Genomic DNA, 20,949 nt, shown 5'->3' with positions numbered 1-20,949 from the left:
CGAGCGAAGTGGACACCGGTTCCCCCGCGACAAACGCGAAGCGTTTGCGCGGAGAAAACGCGTTAAAACAATAATAGCGAGACGTCGGAGGGCGCTCCGGCCTCACGCCTCGACCTTGATGCTCCAGCTCATTGCCCGGCTTTCGCCGGGCGCCAGCAGCAGGATACCGGGCTTCTCCGTGAACTCGCCATCCCAGCCGAGCGGGCTCGCCATGCCGAACCAGGGCTCGATGCAGAGGAAGGGCGCGCCATCGGGCTTCGACCAGATGCCGAGATCGCGATAGCCTTCCCACGAGACCTTGATAGCTCGCGCCGTGCGCCCGGCCTCGTCCCTTGCGATGAAGCGGACGGAGCGGCTGGCGAGTGAAGGCAGGATCAGCGCGTCCCTGGCGAACAACTCCGACGACAATGGCAGGACACGGCCCTGCAGAGGCAATGGCGCCCGCGCATCGAGCAATCCGTCGGTCAGCAGGACGGCGCTTGCCTCCTCCGGCGCATCAAACTCCAGGACCTCGAACTCCAAGACATGGCGCTCCTTGGGAACGCCGGGCATCAGCGGCCAGTTGAAGGCGGGATGCGCGCCGACGCTGCAGGGCAGCACGACATCGCCCGGATTGGTCACGCGCGTCGTCACGCTCAGCGCGCCGTCAGCGATGGCGTAGGTCAGTTCGAGGATGAAGCGGAATGGATAGATGGCTTGCGTCTGCGCATTCTCGGTCAGGCGCAGCACCGCCCGCGCCTCGCTCTGCTCGACCCAATCGAACAGGCTGTCACGTGCAAAGCCGTGCTGGGTCATGGTGTAGTTGTGCCCCTGATGCCGCAGCCTGCTCTCCGCCAACCGCCCGACGATCGGGAACAGCACCGGAGAGTGGCGCGGCCATTGCGGCCCGGCCTGCCAGAGGAGCTCGCCTTCCTTCGTACCCCGCAGACTGATCAATTCGGCGCCGTCCGGCTTGATGATTGCCGACAGCATCGCGTCGCCAATGCTGTGGCTGGCTTGCGAGGGTTGCATGCTGATCTCCCGGTTCCCGTCGGACGAGCGCTCATCTGGTGCGCGCGCAAGCAGCATTCCTAAGCCATCCCGGAAGAACTCGGCTACTCTGCCGCCGGCATCGCATGGCGGCGCATATGCCTTGCGATCGGAGACATGGAGCTTTGCGGGGAGAGATGGGCACGGTTCGCTACGAGACGGAGAACGGCATGGCTCGGCTGGTGCTCGACCAGCCCCAGAAGATGAACGCGATGAGCTATGAGATGTGGGCGAGCCTGCCGGGCCTGGTCGCCCGCGCGGAGGCCGACCGCGAGGTGCGCGCCATCGTCGTCGCAGGCGAAGGTGGGCGCGCCTTCTGCGCCGGCGCCGATATCTCGCAATTCGGCGAGAAGCGCGACAGCGCCGCCGAAACCCGGGCCTATGACGAAGCCTATCTGCAAGGCTGCGCCGCGCTGGTCCATGCCGCCAAGCCGACGATCGCGCTCATTCGCGGGATCTGCTTCGGCGGCGGCTTCGGCCTGGCGATGAGCTGTGATCTCAGGTTGGCGCGGGCCGATTCGCGCTTCCGCATTCCCGCCGCGCGGCTCGGCCTCGGCTATGCCTATGAGGGCGTGCGCATGCTGGTGGCCAAGCTCGGCTTCGGCCCTGCCTCCGACCTGCTGCTCAGCGCCCGCATCATCGCTGGCGAGGAGGCGCTGCGCCTGGGCGTCGTCACCGCGCTCTGGGGCGCAGAAAGCTTCGAGCAGGAGGCCTGCGACTACCTCGCGCGGATCGCCGGCAATGCGCCGCTGACCTTGCGCGCCCTCAAACATGCGCTGAGCGAGCTCACCCGCCCCGAGAGCGAGCGGGACATCGCCGGAGTCGAGGCCTCCATCGCCGCCTGCTTCAGCAGCGCCGATTATCGCGAGGGCCAGCGCGCCTTCAAGGAGAAGCGCGAACCGGCCTTCACCGGGGAATAGAACCCGCGTCATCGCAACAAGGACTACTCGCATGGATCTGAAACTGACCGGCCGCCGCGTCCTGATCACCGGCGGCTCGAAAGGCATCGGCGCGGCCTGCGCAAAAACCTTCCTGGCCGAGGGTTGCTCCGTCGTCCTCGTCGCGCGCGACACTGAGCGCCTTGCGGCCACGACGGCGGCCCTGGGCGAGGCCAACCGGGTCGCGAGCTGCGCCGCCGATCTCTCGGTCGCAGCCGAGCGCGAACGCGTTGCGGCCAACTACCCCGATATCGACATCCTGGTGAACAATGCCGGCGCGATCCCCGGCGGCGGGCTGCTCGATCTTTCCATGGAAAGCTGGGAGCAGGCCTGGGCGCTGAAGGTGATGGGCTATATCCATCTGACCAAGCTCTATCTGGCGGGGATGAAGGAGCGGAAGGCCGGCATCATCGTCAACATCATCGGCGGGGCCGGGCGTAGCCCGCGCTACGACTATGTCTGTGGCGGCACCGGCAATGCCGCCTTGATGGCCTTCACCAGCGCGGTTGGCGGAAAATCCGTCGATTGGGGCGTGCGCGTCTTCGGCATCAACCCCTCGCAGACCCGCACCGACCGCATCATTTCGCTCAGCAAGAACCGCGCTGCGACATCGCTCGGCGACGAAGCACGCTGGGAGGAGATGCTGACGAACCTGCCATTGGACCGGTTGATTGAGCCCGAGGAGATCGCCAACGCCGCCGCCTTCCTGGCCTCACCGGCCTGCGGTTATGTCAGCGGCACCGTGCTCGATGTCGATGGCGGCGGGGCGTTTCGGGCGTGACGCCCTCCCCGTCATTGCGAGGAGCGCTAGCGACGAAGCAATCCAGGGGGACGTCGAGCGAGCCTTCTGGATTGCTTCGCGGAGCCTGTACTCGGGCTTGCCGAAGGCAAGACCCGGGTGCTCGCAATGACGGCAAAGAGGGCGCCATCAAAGCCCGTCTCGCGGCTCAATACTCGGCGTAAATCTCGATGATGGTGTCCTCGGGATCGCGAAAGAACAGCGTGCGGTGACGCCAATTGGGCAGATCGGTCGGCTCCCTCAGGATCGGCACGCCCTTGGCGACCAGTTCCGCATGGCAGGCATCGACCGCAGGAGGCGCCACGCGAAAGGCGAGCTGAACCGCCGCCGATCCCGGCAGCGCCTTGCCGTCGTCGCAGACGCTCCACACGCCGCGCGGCCGCAGGGCGAGCAGCGCGGCGCCTACGCGAAAGCTGACCCAGTTCTCAAGATCGACCTCGATCGGAAACTGCATGATATCGCGGTAGAACGCGCGCGTTTCCGCCATCCTGCTGCATAAGATCACGGTGTAATCGAGGTTGCCTATCCCACCCAGGCTCATTGCGATGCTCCTTGATCCTGCGGTCAGCCGACGCGGTTCAGCCGCCCGCCTGTCATCGGCTGCGGCACGCCGGTCGTGCCGGGCAGGCTGAGCGGCAGCCCCTTGACCGAGCGGATCGCAAGATAGGCGAAGGTCTGGGCTTCCAGCGCATCGCCGTCCCAGCCTGCCGCCTCGACCGGCTCGACGGGAACGCCGAGGCGGCTCGCGAGCTGCGCCATGAAATGCCGGTTCAGCCGTCCGCCGCCGGTGACGAGCCAGCGCTTGGGCACATCAGGCACATGGCGCAGCGAGGCGACGACGCTCTCGATTGTGAAGGCGGCGAGCGTGGCGGCGCCATCGGCATCCGGCAAGGCCTCGACGACCTGGGCGCGGCGGTGAAAATCGTTGCGATCGAGCGATTTCGGCGCGGGACGGTCGAAATAGGAGTTCTGCATGAAGCCCGCGACCAGCTCCTGCCGCACCTGCCCGCTCGCTGAGAGCGCACCGTCGGCATCATAAGTGCGGCCCTGCCGGCGCAGCACGAAATCATCGAGGATCGCGCTTGCCGGGCCGGTGTCGAAGGCGATCACGGTCTCGCCGTCGATATAGGTGACGTTGCCGACGCCGCCGAGATTCAAGACCATGACCGGCTGCTCCAGCGCCTGCGCCAATGCCCGGTGGTAGAGCGGCGCGAAGGGCGCCCCCTCGCCGCCCGCCGCGACATCGGCATGGCGGAAGCGATCGACGGTGGCGATGCCGAGCGCCTGCGCTACCGCCGGCCCATCGATGAGCTGGCGGGTGAAGCGCTGTTCGGGCCGGTGATAGACGGTCTGGCCATGCAGGCCGACGAGATCGATCGCGGCTGGATCGAGCTTCTGCTCGGCGATGAAACGCTCGACCGCCGCGAGATGGTCGGCGGTCACCGCCGCCTCGAGCTCGACAAGCGGTTCGGTCAGCGCGCGCTCGGCCTCAGCGACCAGTGCCTGCAGTTCACGCCGTGTGCTGTCGCGATAGGGGTAGGAGGCGCCGGCGCCGAAGCGCGGCGTATCCTGGCCGTCGCTGCTGACGATCGACACGTCGATGCCATCCATCGAGGTGCCGCTGATGACGCCGATGGCGGTGAGCGTGGTCTTGTCGTGCAGCGTCACTATGTTCGCCATCCTCGGTCACGAACGCGGCGTCATCCCAGAATCAAACGCCTCAATCCCCCGGCTGGGCGCCGTCATAGCCGCCGATGATGACGAGGTCGGATTTGCCGGCCTGGGCGAGGTACTTCACCGCCTCCTGGTATTCCGGCGAATCGTAGCAGGCACGTGCCGTCGCCTCGTCCTTGAACTCGAGGACGACATTGTGCTTGCGGCCCTCGCCGCGGGCGAGCTTGTAGTCGCCGCCGCGCACCAGGAACTTCGCGCCGTATTTGGCGAAGGCGATCGCGTTCAGCGCGCGGTAGCTGTCATAGGCGGCCGTGTTCTCGACATCGACACGCGCGATCCAATAGCCCTTCGCCATGGCTTCAGACCCCCTCGACGACGACGATGTCGAGTTCGCCGGCGCCCTCGCGCAGCTTGCGCGCCTCGGCATATTCCGGCGAGCCGACATAGGACTTGGCCGAGGCGAAATCGGCGAATTCGATGACGATGTTGCGGGCCCGGCCCTCGCCCTCGGCCACCGTCATCTGGCCGCCGCGCACGATCGGCGTGCCGCCATAGATCTTCATCGCGTCCGAGGCCTTGGCGGCATAGGCCGCCCATTTGGTGGCGTCGGTAACCTTGGCGCGCGCCACGACATATCCCTTGGGCATTTCCGTATCCGTCTCTGCGTGGTTCGGTTGGAGCGCGCGAGCTTATGAGGCCGCGGCGATCTCGTCCATGATCGCGGCGGCCGCTCCACGCGGGTCTGCCGCGCGGATAATGGGACGCCCGATGACAAGGTGGTCGACACCGGCGCGGATCGCCTCGCCCGGCGTCAGCGTCCGCTTCTGGTCGCCTGCGGCGCTCCCGGCGGGGCGGATCCCCGGCGTCACGATCAGCATGTCGGCGCCGACGACGTCGCGCACGATCTCGGTCTCGGCCGCGGAGCAGACGATGCCGTCGATGCCGGTGGTGCGGGCCTGCTCGGCGCGCATCCGCACGAGATCGCGCACGGCGAGCCCATAGCCGGCGTCGCGCAGATCGCCATCGTCATAGGAGGTCAAGGCCGTGACCGCGAGAAGCTTCAGCGCCGCCTCCGCCCGTCCCTCGACCGCGCCGCGCATGGTCTGCGGATAGGCATGCACGGTGAGGAAGTCGACGCCGAGATTGCTCAGCGACTGCACGCCTTCCGTGACCGTATTGCCGATGTCGTGCAGCTTCAGGTCGAGAAAGACCTTCTTGCCCTCGGCCACCAATTGCTGGGTAAGCTGCAGGCCGCCGGCGAAGGCGAGCGCGTAACCGATCTTGTAGAAGCTCGCCTCGTCGCCGAGCTGCGAGACGATGCGATAAGCGTCCCAGATCGTCGGCACGTCGAGCGCGACGATCATGCGGTCACGAAGGTCGTTGATCTTCTGCGTCATTGGCCAGCCACCTCCTCCATCGCGCGCCACGCGTGGTGCACGATTCGTGTCGCGGCGTCGAATGCGAAAAGATTGCCGCCTCCGCCAGGTTGATCCCGTTTGCGCGCTATCGGCTCCGCCCCGAGATGGCAGAGCAACAATGTGCCGACGCCGCCATGCCCGACGAACAGGATATCACCCTCACCCGGTTCGGCCAGCACGGCCTCGACCTCGCGCAGGATCCGCGCCTGCGCGTCGACCGCACGCTCCCAGCCGCGAATGCTGAGCGACGGCGAGGCGAAGAACGCATCGGCCATCGCCTCGAACTCCGGCGGCGGCAGATAGCCGGTCGCCGAGCGGTCGTTCTCATGCATGGCGTGACGAATTTCGACGGCAATGCCGAGCACGGAGGCAATGCATTGCGCAGTCTCGATCGCCTTGCGTTCGCCGGACGAGACGATCCGGCGCGTGGCATGGAGCAGCGACGCGCCCGCGAAGGCTTGTGTTCGCGCCAGGCCAAGCGGCGACAAGCCCCAATCGGGCACAGGGACCGCAGGGTCGATCTGGACCTGCGGATGGCTCAGATAGCGCGCGATCGCCATGCTCGGGCTCAAGCCGCGTCGCGCATCACCTGCTGGAACACCTGCGCCCAGACATCGGCGGTCTGCGCGCCGGAAACCGCGAGCTTGCCGTCGATGATGAAGAAGGGCACGCCGGTGACGCCGACCTTCTGGGCATGAGCCTCCAAGCCGATGATGGTCTCGCGCAATTCGTCATTGGTGAGCTCGTCGCGGGCCGCCTGTTCGTCAAAACCCTGCTCGACTGCGATCTCGACCAGCGTCTCCAGATTGCCGATGTCGCGGCCCTCCTGGAAATAGGCCTTGAACAGCGCCGCCGTCATGTCGCTGCCACGCTGCACGGTCGAGGCGGCGGCGATCAACATATGCGCCATGCGCGTGTTCACGCTCCTGGTGACCTTGGCCCAGTTGAAGGTGATGCCGCTTTCGAGCGCCGCCTCCGAGAGCCTGACCTCGATCTCCTTGCGCTTGCCGGGGCCGAATTTGGCGTCGAGATAGGCCGTACGGTCCATCCCTTCCGCCGGCATGTCCGGGTTCAGCTCATAGGGCAGCCAGGTGATGGCGACGCGGTCGGTCAAGCCATGCGCATCGAGCGCTTTTTCCAGCCGCGCCTTGCCGACGAAGCACCAGGGGCAAACGACGTCCGAGACGATCGCGATGGGCATCTTCTCTTGCATGGCATGTCCTTCCATGGCCGCACGCTGGCGGCTCTATGCGTCAGGCCGGCGGGTAGCGGTGAAACTCACCATGGCGATCCTCGGCGAAAGCCTCCGCGCCGGGTGTCTCGCAGCCCGAGAGAAAGGCGGGACCGACCGGGATCTTGCCTGCCCCACCAGGGATGTCGAGGATATAGGTCGGCTGGCACAGCCCTGAAAGATGGCCCCTCAGGCTTTTGACCAGCGCCTGCCCCTCCTCCAGCGAGAGCCGGAACTGTGAGGTGCCGGGCGCGAGATCGGGATGGTGTAGGTAATAAGGCTTCACCCGGTTCTCGACGAAGGCGCGCATCAGCGCGCCAAGGGTCTCGATATCGGCGTTGACGCCCTTGAGCAAAACGCTCTGGCTGATCAGCACATGGCCGGCATCATTGAGGCGGGCGAGCGCGGCGCAGGCGGCATCAGTGAATTCGCGCGGGTGGTTGGCATGGACCGCGATGTAGCTCGCCTTGCCGGGGACGCGAAGCGCCCGAGCATAGTCTGCCGTGACGCGCTCCGGCTGGACCATCGGCACACGGGTATGCCAACGCGCGACCTTGATATGCGCGAGCTCGGCAAGCCGCGCCGCGATCTCGCGGACGCGCCTGGCGGAGAGGATCAGCGGGTCACCGCCCGTCATGATGACCTCCCAGATCTCCGGCCGGGAGGCGAGATAGGCCAGCGCCGCGTCAAGCTTCTCGCCGGTCAGCGCATCCCCGCCGGGGCCGACCATCTCGCGGCGGAAGCAGAAGCGGCAATAGACAGGGCAGGCATGGACAAGCTTGAGCAAGGCGCGATCGGGATAGCGATGGACCACGCCCTCGACCGGCGAATGCGCCTCGTCGCCGATTGGATCGGCCAGTTCCTGCGGCAAGGTGACAAGCTCGGCCGAGTCGGGCACGAACTGCCGCGCGATCGGGTCGGCTGGGTCGGCGGGGTCGATCAGAGCCGCCATGGCCGGCGTCACGGAGACGGCGTAGCGCCGGGCGACGGCATCCAGCCCGTCACGCTTTTCAGGCGCGACGAGCCCCTGCGCGATCAGCGCATCGATGCTCCGCATGGGCGTATGGGCGTTCATGCCTGCCTCCTGCCCGGTTCCGCCACCGGCGTCCAGAGCACATCCTCGATCCGCGGCGCACCCGTGCAGAGCATCACCAGCCGGTCGAAGCCAAGCGCGATGCCCGAAGCCTGCGGCATCTGCGCGAGCGCGGCCAGGAAATCCTCGTCGACCGGGTAGCGTTCGCCGTAGATGCGCGCCTTCTCGTCCATATCGGCCTCGAAGCGCCGGCGCTGCTCGGCCGGGTCGGTGAGTTCGCCGAAGGCGTTGGCGAGCTCGACGCCGCAGGCATAAAGCTCGAAGCGCTCGGCAATCCTGCCATCGCCGGGCTTGGGCCGCGCCAGGGCGGCCTCGGAAATCGGATACTCACACAGGATCGTGGCACGGCCTTGACCGAGATGCGGCTCGATCCGTTCGGACAGGACGCGGCTGAAGATGTCGGACCAGCTATCGTCTTCAACCAGCCTGATGCCGGCAGCGATGGCGGCTCTCGCGAGCGCAGCGCGATCGGTCGCGCCGTCTTGCCCGATCGTCGCCAGCAGATCGATGCCGGCATGGCGCGCGAAGGCGTCGTGCAGCGTCAGGCGCTCAGGCTCGGCAAAGGGATCAGCCTCCACGCCGCGCCATTGCAGCAATGTGGCGCCTGCCGCCCGCGCGGCCTCGGCCAGCAGCGCGGCGCTGTCGGCCATCAAACTCTCATAGTCCTCGCCGGCCCGGTACCATTCCAGCATCGTGAATTCGGGATGGTGCAGCGCCGTGCGCTCGCGGTTGCGGAAGACGCGGGCGAAATCGAAGATCCGCGGCTCGCCCGCCGCCAGCAGCTTCTTGGCGGCGAATTCGGGCGAGGTGTGCAGGTAATAGGGGTGGCCCGCGCCGGCATCGTCGATCAAGACCGTCGCAAAGCCGTGGAGATGCGTCTCGTTGCCAGGCGAGAGCTGCAGGATCGCCGCCTCGACCTCGACGAAATCGCGCGCCTCGAACCAGCGCCGGAGCGCACTCTTGATGCGCCCGCGCGCCAGCAAGGCGTGCCGGCGGTCGGCATGGATGTCCGGCCGCCAGAAGGGAGGAGGTCCGTCGTTCATAGGGTCTCGCGTCAAAGCGTCTGACAGCTTCCGTTTCGCCCGCGAATGCGGTAGTTGCGCGGCAACGAATTCGAATAGCGCGCGCAAGAGCCGCGCACCAGTCAAGGAAGCTTCACGTGGTTAAGGTCATCGCTTCATCCGTCCGCAAGGGCAATGTGCTCGAGCTCGACGGGCATCTCTGCTCGGTTCTCTCGGCCGAGAGCTTCTTCCCCGGCAAGGGCACGCCGACGACACAGATCGACATGCGCCGGATCCATGACGGCACCAAGATGACGCAGCGCTACAAGACGACCGAGCAGGTCGAGCGCGCCTATGTCGAGGATCGCGATTACACCTATCTCTACCAGGACGGCGAGCAATACGTCTTCATGAACCCCGAAACCTTCGACCAGATCAACGTCGATGGCGACGTGGTCGGCGACATGGCGCCCTATCTCCAGGAAGGCATGAAGGTCTCGCTCTCGGTGTTCGAGGAGAAGGCGGTCTCGATCGAATTGCCGCAGCGCGTCGTCGTCGAGGTCGCCGAGACCGAGCCGGTCACCAAGGGCCAGACCGCCTCGTCCTCCTACAAGCCCGCGATCCTGGTCAACGGCGTGCGCACCGCCGTTCCCCCGCATATCGGGCCCGGCGTCCGCATCGTGGTGATGACGGAGACCGGCGCCTATGTCGAGCGCGCCAAGGATTGATCTCGGGGAGGATTGATCTCGGCGCGCTTTGTTCGCAGCCGGCCCCTGTATACGGCGTGGCAGCAACTATATTCGCGATGCGACGGGCCCATCCGGGCCCGTCTTCGTATCCGAGGATGATCTGATGCCATTGACCGCCCGCTCCGCCGCGTTTGCCGGCTTCATCCAGACGCTCAAGGCGCTCGACGCCATCCTCGACAAAGCGGCCGCGCAGGCCGCCGAGCGCAAGATCGACCCGGCGGTTCTGCTGTCGTCGCGGCTGTCGCCCGACATGCTGCCCTTCACGCGCCAGATTCAGCTCGCCTGCGATTTCGCCAAGAACGCGGCGGCACGGGTCAGCGGCGCCGAGAATCCGAAATTTCCCGACGAAGAGACCACCGTCGCCGAGCTCAAGGCGCGCATCGCCAAGGTGCTGGCCTTCGTCGCGAACACCGATGATGCAGCGCTGGATGCGGGCCTCGCCAAGGATGTGACCTTCCCGCGCGGCCCGTCGGCGACGGTGACGATGAAGGGCGAGACCTACCTCACGCGCTTTGCCGTGCCGAACTTCTATTTCCACGCCACGACCGCCTATGCGATCCTGCGCGAGAACGGCATCCAGATCGGCAAGAGCGACTTCCTGCACGGCGTTCTCGACGCCTGAGCTCTTTAGCGGGGAGGCAAGATGAAACGCCGCGATGCAACGCGGATCGAGCGCGCCACGGCCGACGACGCCGCCGAGATCGCCGAGCTCTATCTTGCCTCCCGCACTCAAGCCCTGCCGTTCCTGCGTCGTGTCCACAGCGACGCGCAGACGCGCCGCTGGATTGCCGACACGCTTTTGACGACTCGCGAAACCTGGATCGCCAGATCGGGCGAGAGCATCGTCGGCGTCCTCGCTTTGCAGGGCGAGGATCTCGACCAGCTCTACCTGCTGCCGGGCTGGTATCGCCGCGGCATCGGTTCGCTGATGCTCACCAAGGCCAAGGAGCTGAGCCCGGCCCGGCTCACGCTGTTCACCTTCCAGCGCAATGCCCGCGCCCGCGCCTTCTACGAAGCTCATGGCTTCCACATCGTCGAGATGGGCGACGGGACAGGCAATGAGGAAGGTGAACCGGACATCCTCTATGAATGGCGTCCGGACCGAAGCTGATGCGCGCCCTTGAAACCGCCGCATTGCTCTCCCATATAGGGATCACGACGATGTCGAGGGCGTTCCACTGTCCTCCAGCGTCGGTGAAGACGGCCATGAGCCGAACGTTTGACGCCGGATGTACGCGCAGCCGTTCAGGACATGGCCGTTGGTTCTTCCAGGGCCCGTAGCGGTTATCCGCTGCGGGTCTTTTCGTATCAGCGGTCTTTTCGCGTCAACCTTGCAGGAACTCGTTGTTCAGGCGCTCCTCGCCGAGCGTGCTCGCCGGGCCGTGGCCGGGCAGGAACTGAACGTCGTCGCCCAGCGGCAGGAGCTTGGCCTTGATGCCGGCGATCAACGTCTCGTGGCTGCCATAGGGAAAATCGGTGCGGCCGACCGAGCCGGCGAAGACCGTGTCGCCCGCCAGCAGGAAGCGCAGGTCCTTCTGGAAGAAGGTGACATGGCCCGGCGTATGGCCGGGTACATGCGCGACCGAGAAGGCGACCTCCCCGACCGTGACTTCATCGCCCTCAGTGAGCCAGCGCGTCGGCGTCACCGGCCTGATGCCGCGCATGTCGAAGCGCAGGCCCGAGGCCGGCAGATCGTCGAGCAGGAACTTGTCCGCCTCATGGGGACCGATGACCGGCACCGACAAGGCGTCGGCGAGATCGGCCGCGCCACCGGCATGGTCGATATGGCCGTGCGTCAGCCAGATCGCGACGGGCGTCACCGAAAGCTCGCCCAAGGCGCGCTGGATCTGCGGGACATCGCCGCCGGGATCGACGATCGCAGCCTGCATCGTCTTGGTGCACCAGACGATGGAGCAATTCTGCTGGAAGGGCGTCACCGGCACGACGGCGATGCTCAGCGGGGCGGTCGTATCGCTAGTCATCCATCAATCCCGTGGCTGCTCACATCAAAAACCCGGCAGTGACATATCGCAGAGCCGCAGTGCGACAGCCATACTCCAAATGCCGCCTTGCCCAAACCCATTCGCCGCGGTGCATTTCGAGGGCGAGGCGATTGCGAGGTGAATTGGGATGCACGATGAGGCGCCGGGCCGGGCCCAGTCACAGCATTTCAGCAAAAGCAGCTAAGTTTCCGGCTCTCAGATAGGGCAGGCTATCCGCCATGGTACGGGATCGCACAGAACGGGATTATCGCGCTCGGGTGGCGCGTGCGGTTGCGGCCATCATCGGCAATCCAATCGCCGACCTGCATCTCGACGACCTGGCACGCCTCGCGCATTTCTCGCCTTTCCATTTTCACCGCGTCTACGCCGGCGTGGTGGGTGAGACCGTGACCGCCACGCTCCGTCGCGTCCGGCTGGCTCTCGCGACACGCCTCCTGACCAGCTCCGACGACAGCGTCACGCAAGTGGCGCTGACTATCGGCTATGACAGCCCGCAAGCCTTCACCCGCGCCTTTCACCAGTTCACCGGACAGTCGCCGCGTGCTTTTCGGCAGCAGATGAGGCGCGCGATCCTCACTGTCGACGGGGCGTTCGTCGACGACGACGAAGCCACGCCGACCGTGAAGATCGTCGAGCGACCGGCGCAGCGGTTGCATGCGCTGCGCCATGTCGGGTCGTTCGCGACCATTCCTCACACGCACAGGCAACTGCGTCTGCGCGCCGGCACGCGAGCCATCTCGGAGAAATGGGGCGCCTCCTTCGGCAATCCCCGATATGCCGACCGTTTCAGTTATTACGCCGCCATCGCCTCGCCCGATCCCTGGCCAGAGGGTTCCGAAGTCGAAACGCTCGAGCTCCCCGGCGGCCGCTATGTCGTGCTCCGGCTGGTGGGTCCGTACACCCGCATCAACGCTGCCGCACAGGCAATCTATAGGAGGTGGATGCCGGACAGCGGCTACGAGCCGGATGATCGGCCCACGCTGGAGCATTATCTCGATACGTCGTCGCGCGGAATAGCGCCCGCCGCCCTGCGTACCGACCTGTTCATCCCCATCCGCAACGCGAGCGCGCCATGAATCTCCGCCGCCTGCTCCCCTGCATCGCCCTTGGTCTTGGGCTTGGCCTTGGCCTTGGCCTTGGCCTTGCGGCCTCACTGGCACAGGCAGCCGGGTTCAAAGCCGTCGACATCCCTGCCGAAGGCGCACTCCAGCCGCTCAAAGGAGCGGTCTGGTATCCATGCAGCCAGCAGCCGAGCGCGGTACGGCTCGGACCTTTCGCCATGTCCGTCAGCATGAACTGCCGGCTCGCGGGCGAGAAGCGCCCGCTCATCGTGATCTCGCATGGCAGGACCGGCAGCTTCCTCGGACATCGCGATACGGCCGAGGCTCTGGCAGATGTCGGCTTCATCGTCGTCGCCATCAATCACCCCGGCGACACCAGCCAGGACAAGAGCCGCACGGCTGAGTTCTCGGTCTTCGTCGAGCGGCCGGCCGACATCAAGCGCGCGGTCGATTACATGCTCGGCTCATGGCCCGATGCGGCCAGGATCGATGCCGGGCGGATCGGTTTCTTCGGCTTTTCCCGGGGCGGCTATACCGGGTTCGTCGCCATCGGCGCCACCCCATATTTCGGCAAGCGCCTGAGACTCTGCGAGGACAAGAGCGACCCGCTGTGCGAGCAGGTTCGCGCGGGAAGACTTCCGCAACTCAGCCATGATCCACGCATCAAGGCGGCCGTCATCGCCGATCCGCTCAGCGTCTTCTTTACGGAGGAGAGCTTCAGGAACGTGCGGGTGCCGGTTCAGCTCTGGGGCTCCGAGCGCGGCGGCGACGGCGTGACCCCGGCCAGCATCGTGGGCATAGCCAGCCTGCTGCCGATGAAACCCGATTTCCGCGTCGTGCCGGGCTCCCAGCATTTTTCCTTCCTGCCGCCCTGCCCGGCGGAGCTCGCCCAATCGGCTGCGGATCTCTGCAGCGATCAGCCCGGTTTCGACCGAGCCGCTTTCCATGCCGATTTCAACGCCGGCGTGCTCGCCTTCTTCAAGGCGCAGCTCGGCCAGCCACCTGAGGCCCGATAGAATCAGCGCTTGCCGCAGCGATTGGCGAGCAGCACGCGGTATTCGGCCAGCTCGGTATCCATCAAGCCGACATTCTGTTCGCGCTGGGCACCGCTCTGGCAGGTCGCGAACACCGAACGCGCGCTCTGCAGGAAGCCCACATGCTCGCGCCAGGTCCGGCATTGCGTCGCCTGATCGGCCGTCGCGACCGCCTGCAATCGTGTCAGCTGGCGGCGCAGCGCGCCTTCATTCTGGAACAGGTCGCGCGAGCAGGTCGCGGGCGCACCCGCCCGCCCCTGCGCCATCGCCTCGCCTGCCGTGGCGAGCACGGCAAATCCGAGGCATGCGGTTCCGAAGCTTGCGGCAGCAAAACCCCTCATCCGAGGTTCAACTCCTTGAAGAAGTCGTTGCCCTTGTCGTCGATGACGATGAAGGCCGGAAAATCCTCGACCTCGATGCGCCAGACCGCCTCCATGCCGAGTTCGGGGTATTCCAGGACCTCGACCTTCTTGATGCAGTCCTGCGCAAGCCGCGCGGCGGGACCGCCGATCGAGCCGAGATAGAAGCCACCATGCGTCTTGCAGGCTTCCCGAACCGCGGCGGAACGGTTGCCCTTGGCGAGCATCACCATCGAACCGCCGAAGGACTGGAACTGGTCGACGAAGGAATCCATCCGGCCGGCCGTGGTCGGCCCAAACGAGCCCGAGGCCATGCCCTCGGGCGTCTTGGCCGGGCCGGCGTAATAGACCGGGTGGTTCTTGAAATAATCGGGCATGCCCTGCCCGGTCTCCAGCCGCTCGCGAATCTTGGCATGGGCCGAGTCGCGCGCCACGATGATCGTGCCGGTCAGCGAGAGCCGGGTCTTGACCGGATATTGCGACAGCGTCTTGAGGATCTCGCTCATCGGACGGTTGAGATCGACCTTGACGACCGCGCCGCCGAGCGAAGCATCCTCGACCTCGGGCAGATATTTGGCCGGGTTGGTCTCCAGCGCCTCGAGATAGATGCCGTCTTTGGTGATCTTGCCCTTGGCCTGGCGATCGGCCGAGCATGAGACGCCGAGCCCGATCGGCAGCGAGGCGCCATGGCGCGGCAGGCGGATGACGCGAACGTCATGGCAGAAATACTTGCCGCCGAACTGTGCACCGACGCCGAGCGACTGCGTCAGCTTATGCACCTCCTCCTCCATCTCAAGATCGCGGAAGGCATGGCCGGAGGGCGAGCCCTTGGTCGGCAGCGCGTCGAGATATTTCGTCGAGGCGAGCTTGACGGTCTTGAGGTTCTGCTCGGCCGAGGTGCCGCCGATGACGATGGCAAGGTGGTAGGGCGGGCAGGCGGCGGTGCCCAGCGTCAGGATCTTCTCCTTCAGGAACGCCATCATGCGGTCCTTGGTCAGGAGCGAGGGCGTCGCCTGGAACAGGAAGGTCTTGTTGGCGGAGCCGCCACCCTTGGCGACGAAGAGGAATTTGTAGGCGTCCTCGCCCTCGGCATAGATGTCGATCTGCGCCGGCAGGTTGGTCGCGGTGTTCTTCTCCTCGAACATCGAGAGCGGAGCGACCTGGGAATAGCGCAGATTGCGCTTGAAATAGGCGTCGGCGACACCTTCGCCGAGCGCCGCCTCGTCATCGCCATCGGTCCAGATTTTGCGGCCCTTCTTGCCCATGATGATCGCCGTGCCGGTATCCTGGCACATCGGCAGCACGCCGCCGGCCGAGATGTTGGCGTTCTTCAGGAGGTCATAGGCGACGAACTTGTCGTTTGAGGTCGCCTCGGGATCGTCGAGGATTTTTGCCAGCTGGGCGAGATGGCCCGGCCGCAGCAGATGGTTGATGTCGATGAAGGCCTGTTCGCTGAGTTGGCGGATCGCCTCGCGCGAAACCGTCAGAACCTCGCGATCGCCGAGTTTCTCGACCGAGATCCCTTCGCTGCCCAGCTTGCGATAAGGCGTGGCGTCGTCGCCGAGCGGGAAGAGATCGACATGCGTATAGGCCATGGACGGAGGCTCCGAGGCGGGGTGACGCGCCACGCTCAGAACCATCTCAGCGCAACGCCATTGTGCATGGCGTCATAGCGGCTTGGCGCACGCTGTCCAAGCCCAGCTTCAAACGGTTCCAGTCAGGCCGCCTTCGCGGCCGACTCCGCCAGGATCGCGTAGATCGCAGCCGGGTCGCGGGCCTTGCGGACCTGCTCCAGCACGGCATGGTTGCGCAGCACGCGAGCAACGCGGGCAAGCGCCTTGAGATGGTCGGCGCCGGCGCCCTCGGGCGCGATCAGCACGAAGATGATGTCGACGGGCTGGCCGTCCAGTGCGTCGAAATCGACCGGCTTTTCGGCGCGGGCGAACAGCCCGACCAACCTGTCGATGCCGGGCATGCGCCCATGGGGAATCGCGATGCCATCGCCGATACCCGTGGAACCGAGGCGCTCGCGTTGGAGCAGCGCCTCGAAGAGCTCGCGCTCAGGCAAGCCGGTAATCATCGCCGCGTGTTGGGCGAGTTCCTGCAGCGCCTGCTTCTTGCCATTGGCCCGCAGCGGCGAAATCACCGCAGCCGGTGTCAGGAGATCGATCAGCGTCATGCGCCAGTCCATGCATGTCCCGTGCCGGCCCGGAGAGCCATGCAGCGCGGGTCAGATTTGAAAGCCGGGGAGCCTCCCGCTGGCCTTACGACAGCGACGCCGGGGGATCGATCCACCCGATATTGCCGTCGCGCCGGCGGTATACGACGTTCATCCGGCCATTGCCAGCATGGCGGAAGATGACGACGGGAGCGCCGGTCAAATCGAGTTCGGCGACAGCGTCGCCAACCGTCATGACATGGAAGGATTTGGTGGCTTCGGCCACGATAACCGGGTGATCTCCGGCCATATCGAGCTCGATCTCCTCGAGATCGTCGTCCGGCGCCGCAATCACATAGCTGGGGATTTCGATGCCGGCCTCGCGGCCATTGGTCGAAGCCGAGCGGTCCTTCAATCGACGCTTGTAACGACGCAGCCGTTTCTCGATGCGTTCGGCCATCTTGTCGAGGCTGGCATAGGCGTCATGCGCCGTACCCGAAGCCTCGAGCGTGATTCCAGAGGACAGATGCAGCACGCCGTCGGTCTTGAACGCCGTACCGTCCTTGGCGACGGTGACGTGACCTTGATAGCCGCCCTCGTAATATTTGCTGAGCGCGGCCGCGACGCGGGTCTCGGCCTGGCCGCGAAGGGCCTCGCCGACATCGAGATTCTTGCCGGAGATTCGCAAGCTCATGGAGTGCTTCCCCTTATTAACCATGGCCAGTAGCCGGCCATCCTTAGGAGGTAAGAACGGGGTCACGGGGATGTCAATGCGTTGATCGGCTTTCATGACCGGCATGTCCATAAGGACGAGCGAGACAGAAAATGTACACGGAATCGCCGCACCTGAATGGAAGAATGATCCAGCCTGGTACGGCAGTTTCATGGTGACAGTCTCACCTTGGGACGCGGCTCGACTTGCGTGGTGCCGCATCGGGAGTTCACGAAGGTACGGAGGCGAAAAACCTCGGACGGCGGCTCAGCGGCTGCCCATCGCCATCGCGACCTTCTCGCGGCGGCGCTCCATCGATGAGGGAATGCGCAGCGATTCGCGGTATTTCGCGACGGTGCGCCGCGCGATGTCGATGCCACCCGCCTTGAGCCTGGCGACGATGGCGTCATCCGAGAGCACGTCCGCCGGCGTTTCGTCGTCGATCATCTGCTTGATGCGGAAGCGCACCGCCTCGGCCGAATGCGCCTCGCCATAGCCGGTCGCGGCGATGGCAGCCGAGAAGAAGTACTTCATCTCGAAAACACCGCGCGAGCAGATCAGATATTTGTTCGAGGTCACACGCGAGACGGTCGATTCATGCATGCCGATGGCGTCCGCCACCGTCTTGAGGTTCAGCGGCCGCAGATGCTCGACGCCATGGGCGAAGAAGCCGTCCTGCTGGCGCACAATCTCGCTGGCGACTTTCAGGATGGTGCGGGCGCGCTGCTCCAGCGAGCGCGTCAGCCAGTTCGCGGTCTGCAGGCATTCAGCGATGAAAGCCTTGTCCTCATCGCTGCGCGCCGCCCTGGAGACGCGGGCGTGATAGGTCTGGTTGATCAGCACGCGCGGCAGCGTGTCGGGGTTGAGGTCGACCAGCCAGGAGCCGTCGGGCGCCGAGCGGATGAAGACGTCGGGCACCACCGTCTCGGCCGTCGCGCCGCCGAAACCGCGCCCGGGCTTGGGATCGAGCCGCCGAATCTCGGCGACCATATCGGCGATGTCCTCGTCATCGACGCCGCAGATGCGCTTCAGCGCCGCGAAATCACGCTTGGCGACGAGATGGAGATTGGCGACCAGCGTCTGCATCGCCGGGTCGAAGCGGTTGCGGTCACGTAGCTGGATCGAGAGGCATTCGCAGACGTCGCGCGCCGCAACGCCCGAGGGATCGAAGCCCTGGACGATGCTCAGGACGCCCTCGATCCGCGCCACCGTGATGCCGAGCCGCTCGGCCATCTCCGCGACCGGTTCGCCGAGATAACCCGAATCATCCACCGCATCGATGAGGTGCCGGCCGATGATCCGGTCCGCCGGGTCGGTGACCGCCAGATCGAGCTGGCCGCTGAGATGATCATGGAGGGACGCCTCCACCGTCAGCCCGCTCTCGAAACCGTCCGGCCCCTCCTCGAAGGACCCACCGGAGCCGCCATAGGCGCCGCCGATGATCGGCAGGGAATCGGCGCCGCGCGTGTCGAGCCGCGCCACGCTGGGCTGCTCACCCTGGAAGACGTTGTCGAGCCCGGTGCCGAGCCGGTTTTCCATGCCTTCCTGGCTGTTCAGGCTCTCCGAGCGGGCAAAGGTCTCAGCATCGACAGCGAGCGGCCCGTCGCCGCCATTGGCGCGCAGAGGCCCCTCCGTCACATCGTCGCGCTCCAGCAACGGATTCCGCTCAAGCTCGCCCTCGACGAAGCTCTGCAGCTCCAGATGCGACAATTGCAGAAGCTTGATCGCCTGCAGAAGTTGCGGCGTCATCACCAGGGACTGGCCCTGGCGCAGCTCCATGCGCGGCATCATCGCCATTGCGCTCGTAACCCTTTCATGCCAGCGCGCCATTTCGGCACGCTTCTTGCCTGTGGCTAGAGCCTAGCGGCGCGAGAGCGGCGCGTCAAAGCCCTTGCCTCAGCATTGAGCAGGGAAGTTAATGCGCTGCAGCATGAAGCCGCGATTGCGGCTGAATCACCCGGTCTCAGCGGCTCAGAGCCGGAAATCCTCGCCCAGATAAACCCGGCGGACATCGGGATTGGCGATGATCTCGGCCGGCGAGCCTTCCGTCAGCACGCGGCCGGTGTGGATGATATAGGCGCGATCGACGAGGCCGAGCGTCTCGCGGACATTGTGGTCGGTGATCAGCACGCCGATGCCGCGATCGGTCAATTGCCGCACCAGCGCCTGGATGTCGCCGACAGCGATCGGGTCGATGCCGGCGAAAGGCTCGTCAAGCAGGATGAAGGAGGGCTTGCCGGCGAGCGCACGCGCGATCTCGCAGCGCCGCCGTTCGCCGCCTGACAGCGCGATCGAAGGCGCCTTGCGCAGCCGGGCGATGTTGAACTCCTCGAGCAACTGGTCGAGCTGGCGCTCGCGCGCCTTGCGGTTGGGCTCGACCACTTCGAGCACGGCGCGGATATTGTCCTCGACGCTCAGGCCCCGGAAGATCGAGGCCTCCTGCGGGAGATAGCCGATGCCGAGCCGGGCGCGCTGGTACATCGGCAAATCGGTGATGTCGTTGCCTTCGAGCGAGATGACGCCGAGATCGGCGGGGACGAGCCCGGTGATCATGTAGAAGATCGTGGTCTTGCCGGCGCCGTTGGGGCCGAGCAGGCCGACCGCCTCGCCCTGGCGCACGAACAGGCTCGCCTCCGTGACGACCGTGCGCCCGCCATAGCTCTTGCGCAGCCCGCTGACGGCGAGCACGCCCGGTCCGCCGATCGCCGCTGCGACCGGCACGGTGTCAGTGCCCTCGCGCGCGCCGAACAAGCCGCGAATGCGGCCAAACAGGCCCGGGCCGCCGCGTGCCATCACGGCCTGAGAGAGATCGGTTTGCGGCGTATCGGAAATGGTCACTGCGAGCGCTGGCCTGGTCTGGGAACGGAGAGGGGCCGGCGCCCCGTGAGTGGGTCTTTACGAAGCGGTTCTTAATTCGTCGGCGTGGCAGGGCGCGCGCCGCCGGCAGCCGGCTTGGCAGGCGTGGGCTTGCCCGCCTCGTTCTTGCCGGCCTCGGTCGAGTTCGGCACGAAGAAGCCCTGCACGCGACCACCGGCATTGGTCTCGACATTGGCGATGCCGGTAACGGTGTTGTAGGTCAGCTTCTCGCCGCGCGTGATATTGGGACCGTCGTTCAGCGCAACATTGCCGGTCATGATCACGACATTGTGGGCGCGGTCGAAGACCGCATTATCCGAGGTCGCGGCCTGGGTCTTGGAGACCACCGTGACCGGCCCTTTGCATTCGATGCGCTTGATGCTGCTGTCGTTCGCATTGCCGCCGGCCGGCGGCGCAGCGGCGGGTGCGGCGGCAGGCGCGGCGGTCGAAGCGGTCGCCTTCGCGGCTCCAGCTCCACCCTGCTGACCGTTGCGCCCCTCATAGAACACGGTCATCACCGTGCAACGCACCGTCGTTTCGCCCTGCACCGCCACGACATTGCCGGTGAAGACGGCCCGATTCTCCTTGTCGAGCACATCGAGCTTGTCGGCGTCGATCTTGATCGGCTCCTTGCTGTCGCCGCCGAGCCCGCCAAGCGCCGAATCGCCACCGCCACGGGCCTTCTTCGCCTGCGCCTGGGCGGCCCCGGGAACCAGCGCGGCGAAAGCAAGCGCGGCAGTCAGGACGAATAGGGCCGTTTTGCCGGCCAGGGCGGTCTTGCCGGCCAGGGCAGTCTTGCCGATCGTTCCAGGAAGCTTTGACGCTTGGCGCATG

Annotated in this window: 25 protein-coding genes; 7 read left to right on the top strand and 18 right to left on the bottom strand. The window is 65.8% G+C overall.

Features of this window, described 5'->3' with window-relative positions; all coding sequences use genetic code 11:
• Nucleotides 1-102: 102 nt before the first annotated feature.
• Entirely contained in the window at nucleotides 103-1,011 is a 909-nt protein-coding gene (locus tag BHK69_RS09675; protein WP_069693520.1) for an aldose 1-epimerase family protein, read from the bottom strand.
• 155 nt (nucleotides 1,012-1,166) lie between these two features.
• Here BHK69_RS09675 and BHK69_RS09670 point away from each other — a divergent pair, with 155 nt between their 5' ends.
• Both BHK69_RS09670 and BHK69_RS09665 read left to right on the top strand, forming a co-directional pair.
• Nucleotides 1,167-1,949 carry an enoyl-CoA hydratase gene (locus BHK69_RS09670; RefSeq protein ID WP_069689915.1) on the top strand — a complete coding sequence of 261 codons (783 nt, stop codon included), beginning with the start codon at nucleotides 1,167-1,169 and terminating at the stop codon, nucleotides 1,947-1,949.
• A 31-nt stretch (nucleotides 1,950-1,980) separates the two neighbouring features.
• A complete protein-coding gene (locus BHK69_RS09665; protein WP_069689914.1) occupies nucleotides 1,981-2,748 on the top strand; it encodes a short-chain dehydrogenase/reductase in 768 nt (255 codons plus the stop codon).
• Between the two features lie 166 nt (nucleotides 2,749-2,914).
• Here the strand turns inward: BHK69_RS09665 and BHK69_RS09660 are convergent, their stop codons facing one another.
• The 9 genes from BHK69_RS09660 to epmA are packed head-to-tail and all read right to left on the bottom strand — an operon-like array spanning nucleotide 2,915 to nucleotide 9,225.
• Complete coding sequence (locus tag BHK69_RS09660; RefSeq protein ID WP_069689913.1) at nucleotides 2,915-3,307, bottom strand: VOC family protein; 393 nt, start codon at nucleotides 3,305-3,307, stop codon at nucleotides 2,915-2,917.
• A gap of 23 nt (nucleotides 3,308-3,330) precedes the next feature.
• Nucleotides 3,331-4,446: an anhydro-N-acetylmuramic acid kinase gene (locus tag BHK69_RS09655; RefSeq protein ID WP_069689912.1), complete on the bottom strand. Its 1,116-nt coding sequence runs from the start codon at nucleotides 4,444-4,446 to the stop codon at nucleotides 3,331-3,333.
• Between the two features lie 40 nt (nucleotides 4,447-4,486).
• Nucleotides 4,487-4,795 carry a DUF1330 domain-containing protein gene (locus BHK69_RS09650; protein WP_069689911.1) on the bottom strand — a complete coding sequence of 103 codons (309 nt, stop codon included), beginning with the start codon at nucleotides 4,793-4,795 and terminating at the stop codon, nucleotides 4,487-4,489.
• A 4-nt stretch (nucleotides 4,796-4,799) separates the two neighbouring features.
• The gene (locus tag BHK69_RS09645; protein WP_069689910.1) at nucleotides 4,800-5,087 is read right to left on the bottom strand and encodes a DUF1330 domain-containing protein; all 288 of its coding nucleotides are present in this window, start codon (nucleotides 5,085-5,087) and stop codon (nucleotides 4,800-4,802) included.
• A 42-nt stretch (nucleotides 5,088-5,129) separates the two neighbouring features.
• Nucleotides 5,130-5,837, bottom strand: coding sequence for an orotidine-5'-phosphate decarboxylase (pyrF, locus tag BHK69_RS09640; protein ID WP_069689909.1), 708 nt, complete (start codon nucleotides 5,835-5,837; stop codon nucleotides 5,130-5,132).
• Nucleotides 5,834-6,418, bottom strand: coding sequence for a histidine phosphatase family protein (locus BHK69_RS09635; protein ID WP_069689908.1), 585 nt, complete (start codon nucleotides 6,416-6,418; stop codon nucleotides 5,834-5,836). Before BHK69_RS09635 ends, pyrF begins: the two co-directional genes overlap by 4 nt.
• Nucleotides 6,419-6,426: 8 nt before the next feature.
• Nucleotides 6,427-7,071 (bottom strand): DsbA family oxidoreductase, encoded by a 645-nt coding sequence (locus BHK69_RS09630; protein ID WP_069689907.1) that lies wholly within the window; start codon nucleotides 7,069-7,071, stop codon nucleotides 6,427-6,429.
• A 40-nt stretch (nucleotides 7,072-7,111) separates the two neighbouring features.
• A complete protein-coding gene (locus BHK69_RS09625; protein ID WP_069689906.1) occupies nucleotides 7,112-8,164 on the bottom strand; it encodes a lysine-2,3-aminomutase-like protein in 1,053 nt (350 codons plus the stop codon).
• Complete coding sequence (epmA, locus tag BHK69_RS09620; protein ID WP_069689905.1) at nucleotides 8,161-9,225, bottom strand: EF-P lysine aminoacylase EpmA; 1,065 nt, start codon at nucleotides 9,223-9,225, stop codon at nucleotides 8,161-8,163. The genes BHK69_RS09625 and epmA overlap by 4 nt, the downstream gene beginning before the upstream one ends.
• Before the next feature lie 116 nt (nucleotides 9,226-9,341).
• Between epmA and efp the strand changes: the two genes are divergently transcribed.
• The 3 genes from efp (at nucleotide 9,342) to BHK69_RS09605 (ending at nucleotide 11,043) form a co-directional block, all read left to right on the top strand.
• On the top strand, nucleotides 9,342-9,911 hold the full coding sequence (efp, locus tag BHK69_RS09615; RefSeq protein WP_069689904.1) for an elongation factor P: 570 nt from the start codon (nucleotides 9,342-9,344) through the stop codon (nucleotides 9,909-9,911).
• Between the two features lie 124 nt (nucleotides 9,912-10,035).
• Entirely contained in the window at nucleotides 10,036-10,554 is a 519-nt protein-coding gene (locus BHK69_RS09610) for a DUF1993 domain-containing protein (protein ID WP_148663361.1), read from the top strand.
• Nucleotides 10,555-10,575: 21 nt separating this feature from the next.
• Nucleotides 10,576-11,043 (top strand): GNAT family N-acetyltransferase, encoded by a 468-nt coding sequence (locus tag BHK69_RS09605; RefSeq protein ID WP_069689903.1) that lies wholly within the window; start codon nucleotides 10,576-10,578, stop codon nucleotides 11,041-11,043.
• Nucleotides 11,044-11,257: 214 nt separating this feature from the next.
• Here the strand turns inward: BHK69_RS09605 and BHK69_RS09600 are convergent, their stop codons facing one another.
• Nucleotides 11,258-11,914 (bottom strand): MBL fold metallo-hydrolase, encoded by a 657-nt coding sequence (locus BHK69_RS09600; RefSeq protein ID WP_069689902.1) that lies wholly within the window; start codon nucleotides 11,912-11,914, stop codon nucleotides 11,258-11,260.
• 239 nt (nucleotides 11,915-12,153) lie between these two features.
• Between BHK69_RS09600 and BHK69_RS09595 the strand changes: the two genes are divergently transcribed.
• The gene (locus BHK69_RS09595; protein WP_069689901.1) at nucleotides 12,154-13,011 is read left to right on the top strand and encodes an AraC family transcriptional regulator; all 858 of its coding nucleotides are present in this window, start codon (nucleotides 12,154-12,156) and stop codon (nucleotides 13,009-13,011) included.
• The gene (locus BHK69_RS09590) at nucleotides 13,008-14,012 is read left to right on the top strand and encodes an alpha/beta hydrolase family protein (protein WP_244548450.1); all 1,005 of its coding nucleotides are present in this window, start codon (nucleotides 13,008-13,010) and stop codon (nucleotides 14,010-14,012) included. Before BHK69_RS09595 ends, BHK69_RS09590 begins: the two co-directional genes overlap by 4 nt.
• 2 nt (nucleotides 14,013-14,014) lie before the next feature.
• On the opposite strand, the gene BHK69_RS09585 is transcribed toward BHK69_RS09590, so the two are convergent.
• From BHK69_RS09585 to BHK69_RS09555, 7 genes are all read right to left on the bottom strand, one after another.
• Nucleotides 14,015-14,371 (bottom strand): hypothetical protein, encoded by a 357-nt coding sequence (locus BHK69_RS09585; RefSeq protein ID WP_069689900.1) that lies wholly within the window; start codon nucleotides 14,369-14,371, stop codon nucleotides 14,015-14,017.
• The gene (locus BHK69_RS09580) at nucleotides 14,368-15,984 is read right to left on the bottom strand and encodes a fumarate hydratase (RefSeq protein WP_069689899.1); all 1,617 of its coding nucleotides are present in this window, start codon (nucleotides 15,982-15,984) and stop codon (nucleotides 14,368-14,370) included. The genes BHK69_RS09585 and BHK69_RS09580 overlap by 4 nt, the downstream gene beginning before the upstream one ends.
• 122 nt (nucleotides 15,985-16,106) lie before the next feature.
• On the bottom strand, nucleotides 16,107-16,568 hold the full coding sequence (gene ptsN / locus BHK69_RS09575) for a PTS IIA-like nitrogen regulatory protein PtsN (RefSeq protein ID WP_069693517.1): 462 nt from the start codon (nucleotides 16,566-16,568) through the stop codon (nucleotides 16,107-16,109).
• Nucleotides 16,569-16,653: 85 nt separating this feature from the next.
• Nucleotides 16,654-17,433: a ribosome hibernation-promoting factor, HPF/YfiA family gene (gene hpf, locus BHK69_RS09570; protein WP_342029749.1), complete on the bottom strand. Its 780-nt coding sequence runs from the start codon at nucleotides 17,431-17,433 to the stop codon at nucleotides 16,654-16,656.
• Between the two features lie 93 nt (nucleotides 17,434-17,526).
• A complete protein-coding gene (gene rpoN / locus BHK69_RS09565; protein WP_069689897.1) occupies nucleotides 17,527-19,056 on the bottom strand; it encodes an RNA polymerase factor sigma-54 in 1,530 nt (509 codons plus the stop codon).
• Between the two features lie 174 nt (nucleotides 19,057-19,230).
• Nucleotides 19,231-20,052, bottom strand: coding sequence for an LPS export ABC transporter ATP-binding protein (gene lptB, locus BHK69_RS09560; RefSeq protein ID WP_069689896.1), 822 nt, complete (start codon nucleotides 20,050-20,052; stop codon nucleotides 19,231-19,233).
• Nucleotides 20,053-20,168: 116 nt separating this feature from the next.
• Nucleotides 20,169-20,948 carry an LptA/OstA family protein gene (locus BHK69_RS09555; protein ID WP_158516181.1) on the bottom strand — a complete coding sequence of 260 codons (780 nt, stop codon included), beginning with the start codon at nucleotides 20,946-20,948 and terminating at the stop codon, nucleotides 20,169-20,171.
• Between the last annotated feature and the right edge of the window lies 1 nt (nucleotide 20,949).

It is taken from the genome of Bosea vaviloviae (assembly GCF_001741865.1).
Lineage (GTDB): Bacteria > Pseudomonadota > Alphaproteobacteria > Rhizobiales > Beijerinckiaceae > Allobosea > Allobosea vaviloviae.
Note: the sequence above shows the minus strand (reverse complement) of the source record. Positions and strands in the feature narration are given on the sequence as shown.

Excerpts from the sequence above, each read along its gene's own strand:
- rpoN (WP_069689897.1), bottom strand. The coding sequence starts at position 19,056 with ATGGCGATGATGCCGCGCATGGAGCTGCGCCAGGGCCAGTCCCTGGTG.
- BHK69_RS09670 (WP_069689915.1), top strand. The coding sequence starts at position 1,167 with ATGGGCACGGTTCGCTACGAGACGGAGAACGGCATGGCTCGGCTGGTG.
- BHK69_RS09630 (WP_069689907.1), bottom strand. The coding sequence starts at position 7,071 with ATGCAAGAGAAGATGCCCATCGCGATCGTCTCGGACGTCGTTTGCCCC.
- BHK69_RS09590 (WP_244548450.1), top strand. The coding sequence starts at position 13,008 with ATGAATCTCCGCCGCCTGCTCCCCTGCATCGCCCTTGGTCTTGGGCTT.
- BHK69_RS09595 (WP_069689901.1), top strand. The coding sequence starts at position 12,154 with ATGGTACGGGATCGCACAGAACGGGATTATCGCGCTCGGGTGGCGCGT.
- hpf (WP_342029749.1), bottom strand. The coding sequence starts at position 17,433 with ATGAAACTGCCGTACCAGGCTGGATCATTCTTCCATTCAGGTGCGGCG.
- BHK69_RS09585 (WP_069689900.1), bottom strand. The coding sequence starts at position 14,371 with ATGAGGGGTTTTGCTGCCGCAAGCTTCGGAACCGCATGCCTCGGATTT.
- lptB (WP_069689896.1), bottom strand. The coding sequence starts at position 20,052 with ATGGCACGCGGCGGCCCGGGCCTGTTTGGCCGCATTCGCGGCTTGTTC.
- BHK69_RS09610 (WP_148663361.1), top strand. The coding sequence starts at position 10,036 with ATGCCATTGACCGCCCGCTCCGCCGCGTTTGCCGGCTTCATCCAGACG.
- BHK69_RS09660 (WP_069689913.1), bottom strand. The coding sequence starts at position 3,307 with ATGAGCCTGGGTGGGATAGGCAACCTCGATTACACCGTGATCTTATGC.
- BHK69_RS09645 (WP_069689910.1), bottom strand. The coding sequence starts at position 5,087 with ATGCCCAAGGGATATGTCGTGGCGCGCGCCAAGGTTACCGACGCCACC.
- BHK69_RS09635 (WP_069689908.1), bottom strand. The coding sequence starts at position 6,418 with ATGGCGATCGCGCGCTATCTGAGCCATCCGCAGGTCCAGATCGACCCT.
- BHK69_RS09580 (WP_069689899.1), bottom strand. The coding sequence starts at position 15,984 with ATGGCCTATACGCATGTCGATCTCTTCCCGCTCGGCGACGACGCCACG.
- BHK69_RS09600 (WP_069689902.1), bottom strand. The coding sequence starts at position 11,914 with ATGACTAGCGATACGACCGCCCCGCTGAGCATCGCCGTCGTGCCGGTG.
- BHK69_RS09650 (WP_069689911.1), bottom strand. The coding sequence starts at position 4,795 with ATGGCGAAGGGCTATTGGATCGCGCGTGTCGATGTCGAGAACACGGCC.
- pyrF (WP_069689909.1), bottom strand. The coding sequence starts at position 5,837 with ATGACGCAGAAGATCAACGACCTTCGTGACCGCATGATCGTCGCGCTC.
- BHK69_RS09655 (WP_069689912.1), bottom strand. The coding sequence starts at position 4,446 with ATGGCGAACATAGTGACGCTGCACGACAAGACCACGCTCACCGCCATC.
- ptsN (WP_069693517.1), bottom strand. The coding sequence starts at position 16,568 with ATGACGCTGATCGATCTCCTGACACCGGCTGCGGTGATTTCGCCGCTG.
- BHK69_RS09555 (WP_158516181.1), bottom strand. The coding sequence starts at position 20,948 with ATGCGCCAAGCGTCAAAGCTTCCTGGAACGATCGGCAAGACTGCCCTG.
- BHK69_RS09625 (WP_069689906.1), bottom strand. The coding sequence starts at position 8,164 with ATGAACGCCCATACGCCCATGCGGAGCATCGATGCGCTGATCGCGCAG.
- epmA (WP_069689905.1), bottom strand. The coding sequence starts at position 9,225 with ATGAACGACGGACCTCCTCCCTTCTGGCGGCCGGACATCCATGCCGAC.
- BHK69_RS09665 (WP_069689914.1), top strand. The coding sequence starts at position 1,981 with ATGGATCTGAAACTGACCGGCCGCCGCGTCCTGATCACCGGCGGCTCG.
- BHK69_RS09605 (WP_069689903.1), top strand. The coding sequence starts at position 10,576 with ATGAAACGCCGCGATGCAACGCGGATCGAGCGCGCCACGGCCGACGAC.
- BHK69_RS09675 (WP_069693520.1), bottom strand. The coding sequence starts at position 1,011 with ATGCAACCCTCGCAAGCCAGCCACAGCATTGGCGACGCGATGCTGTCG.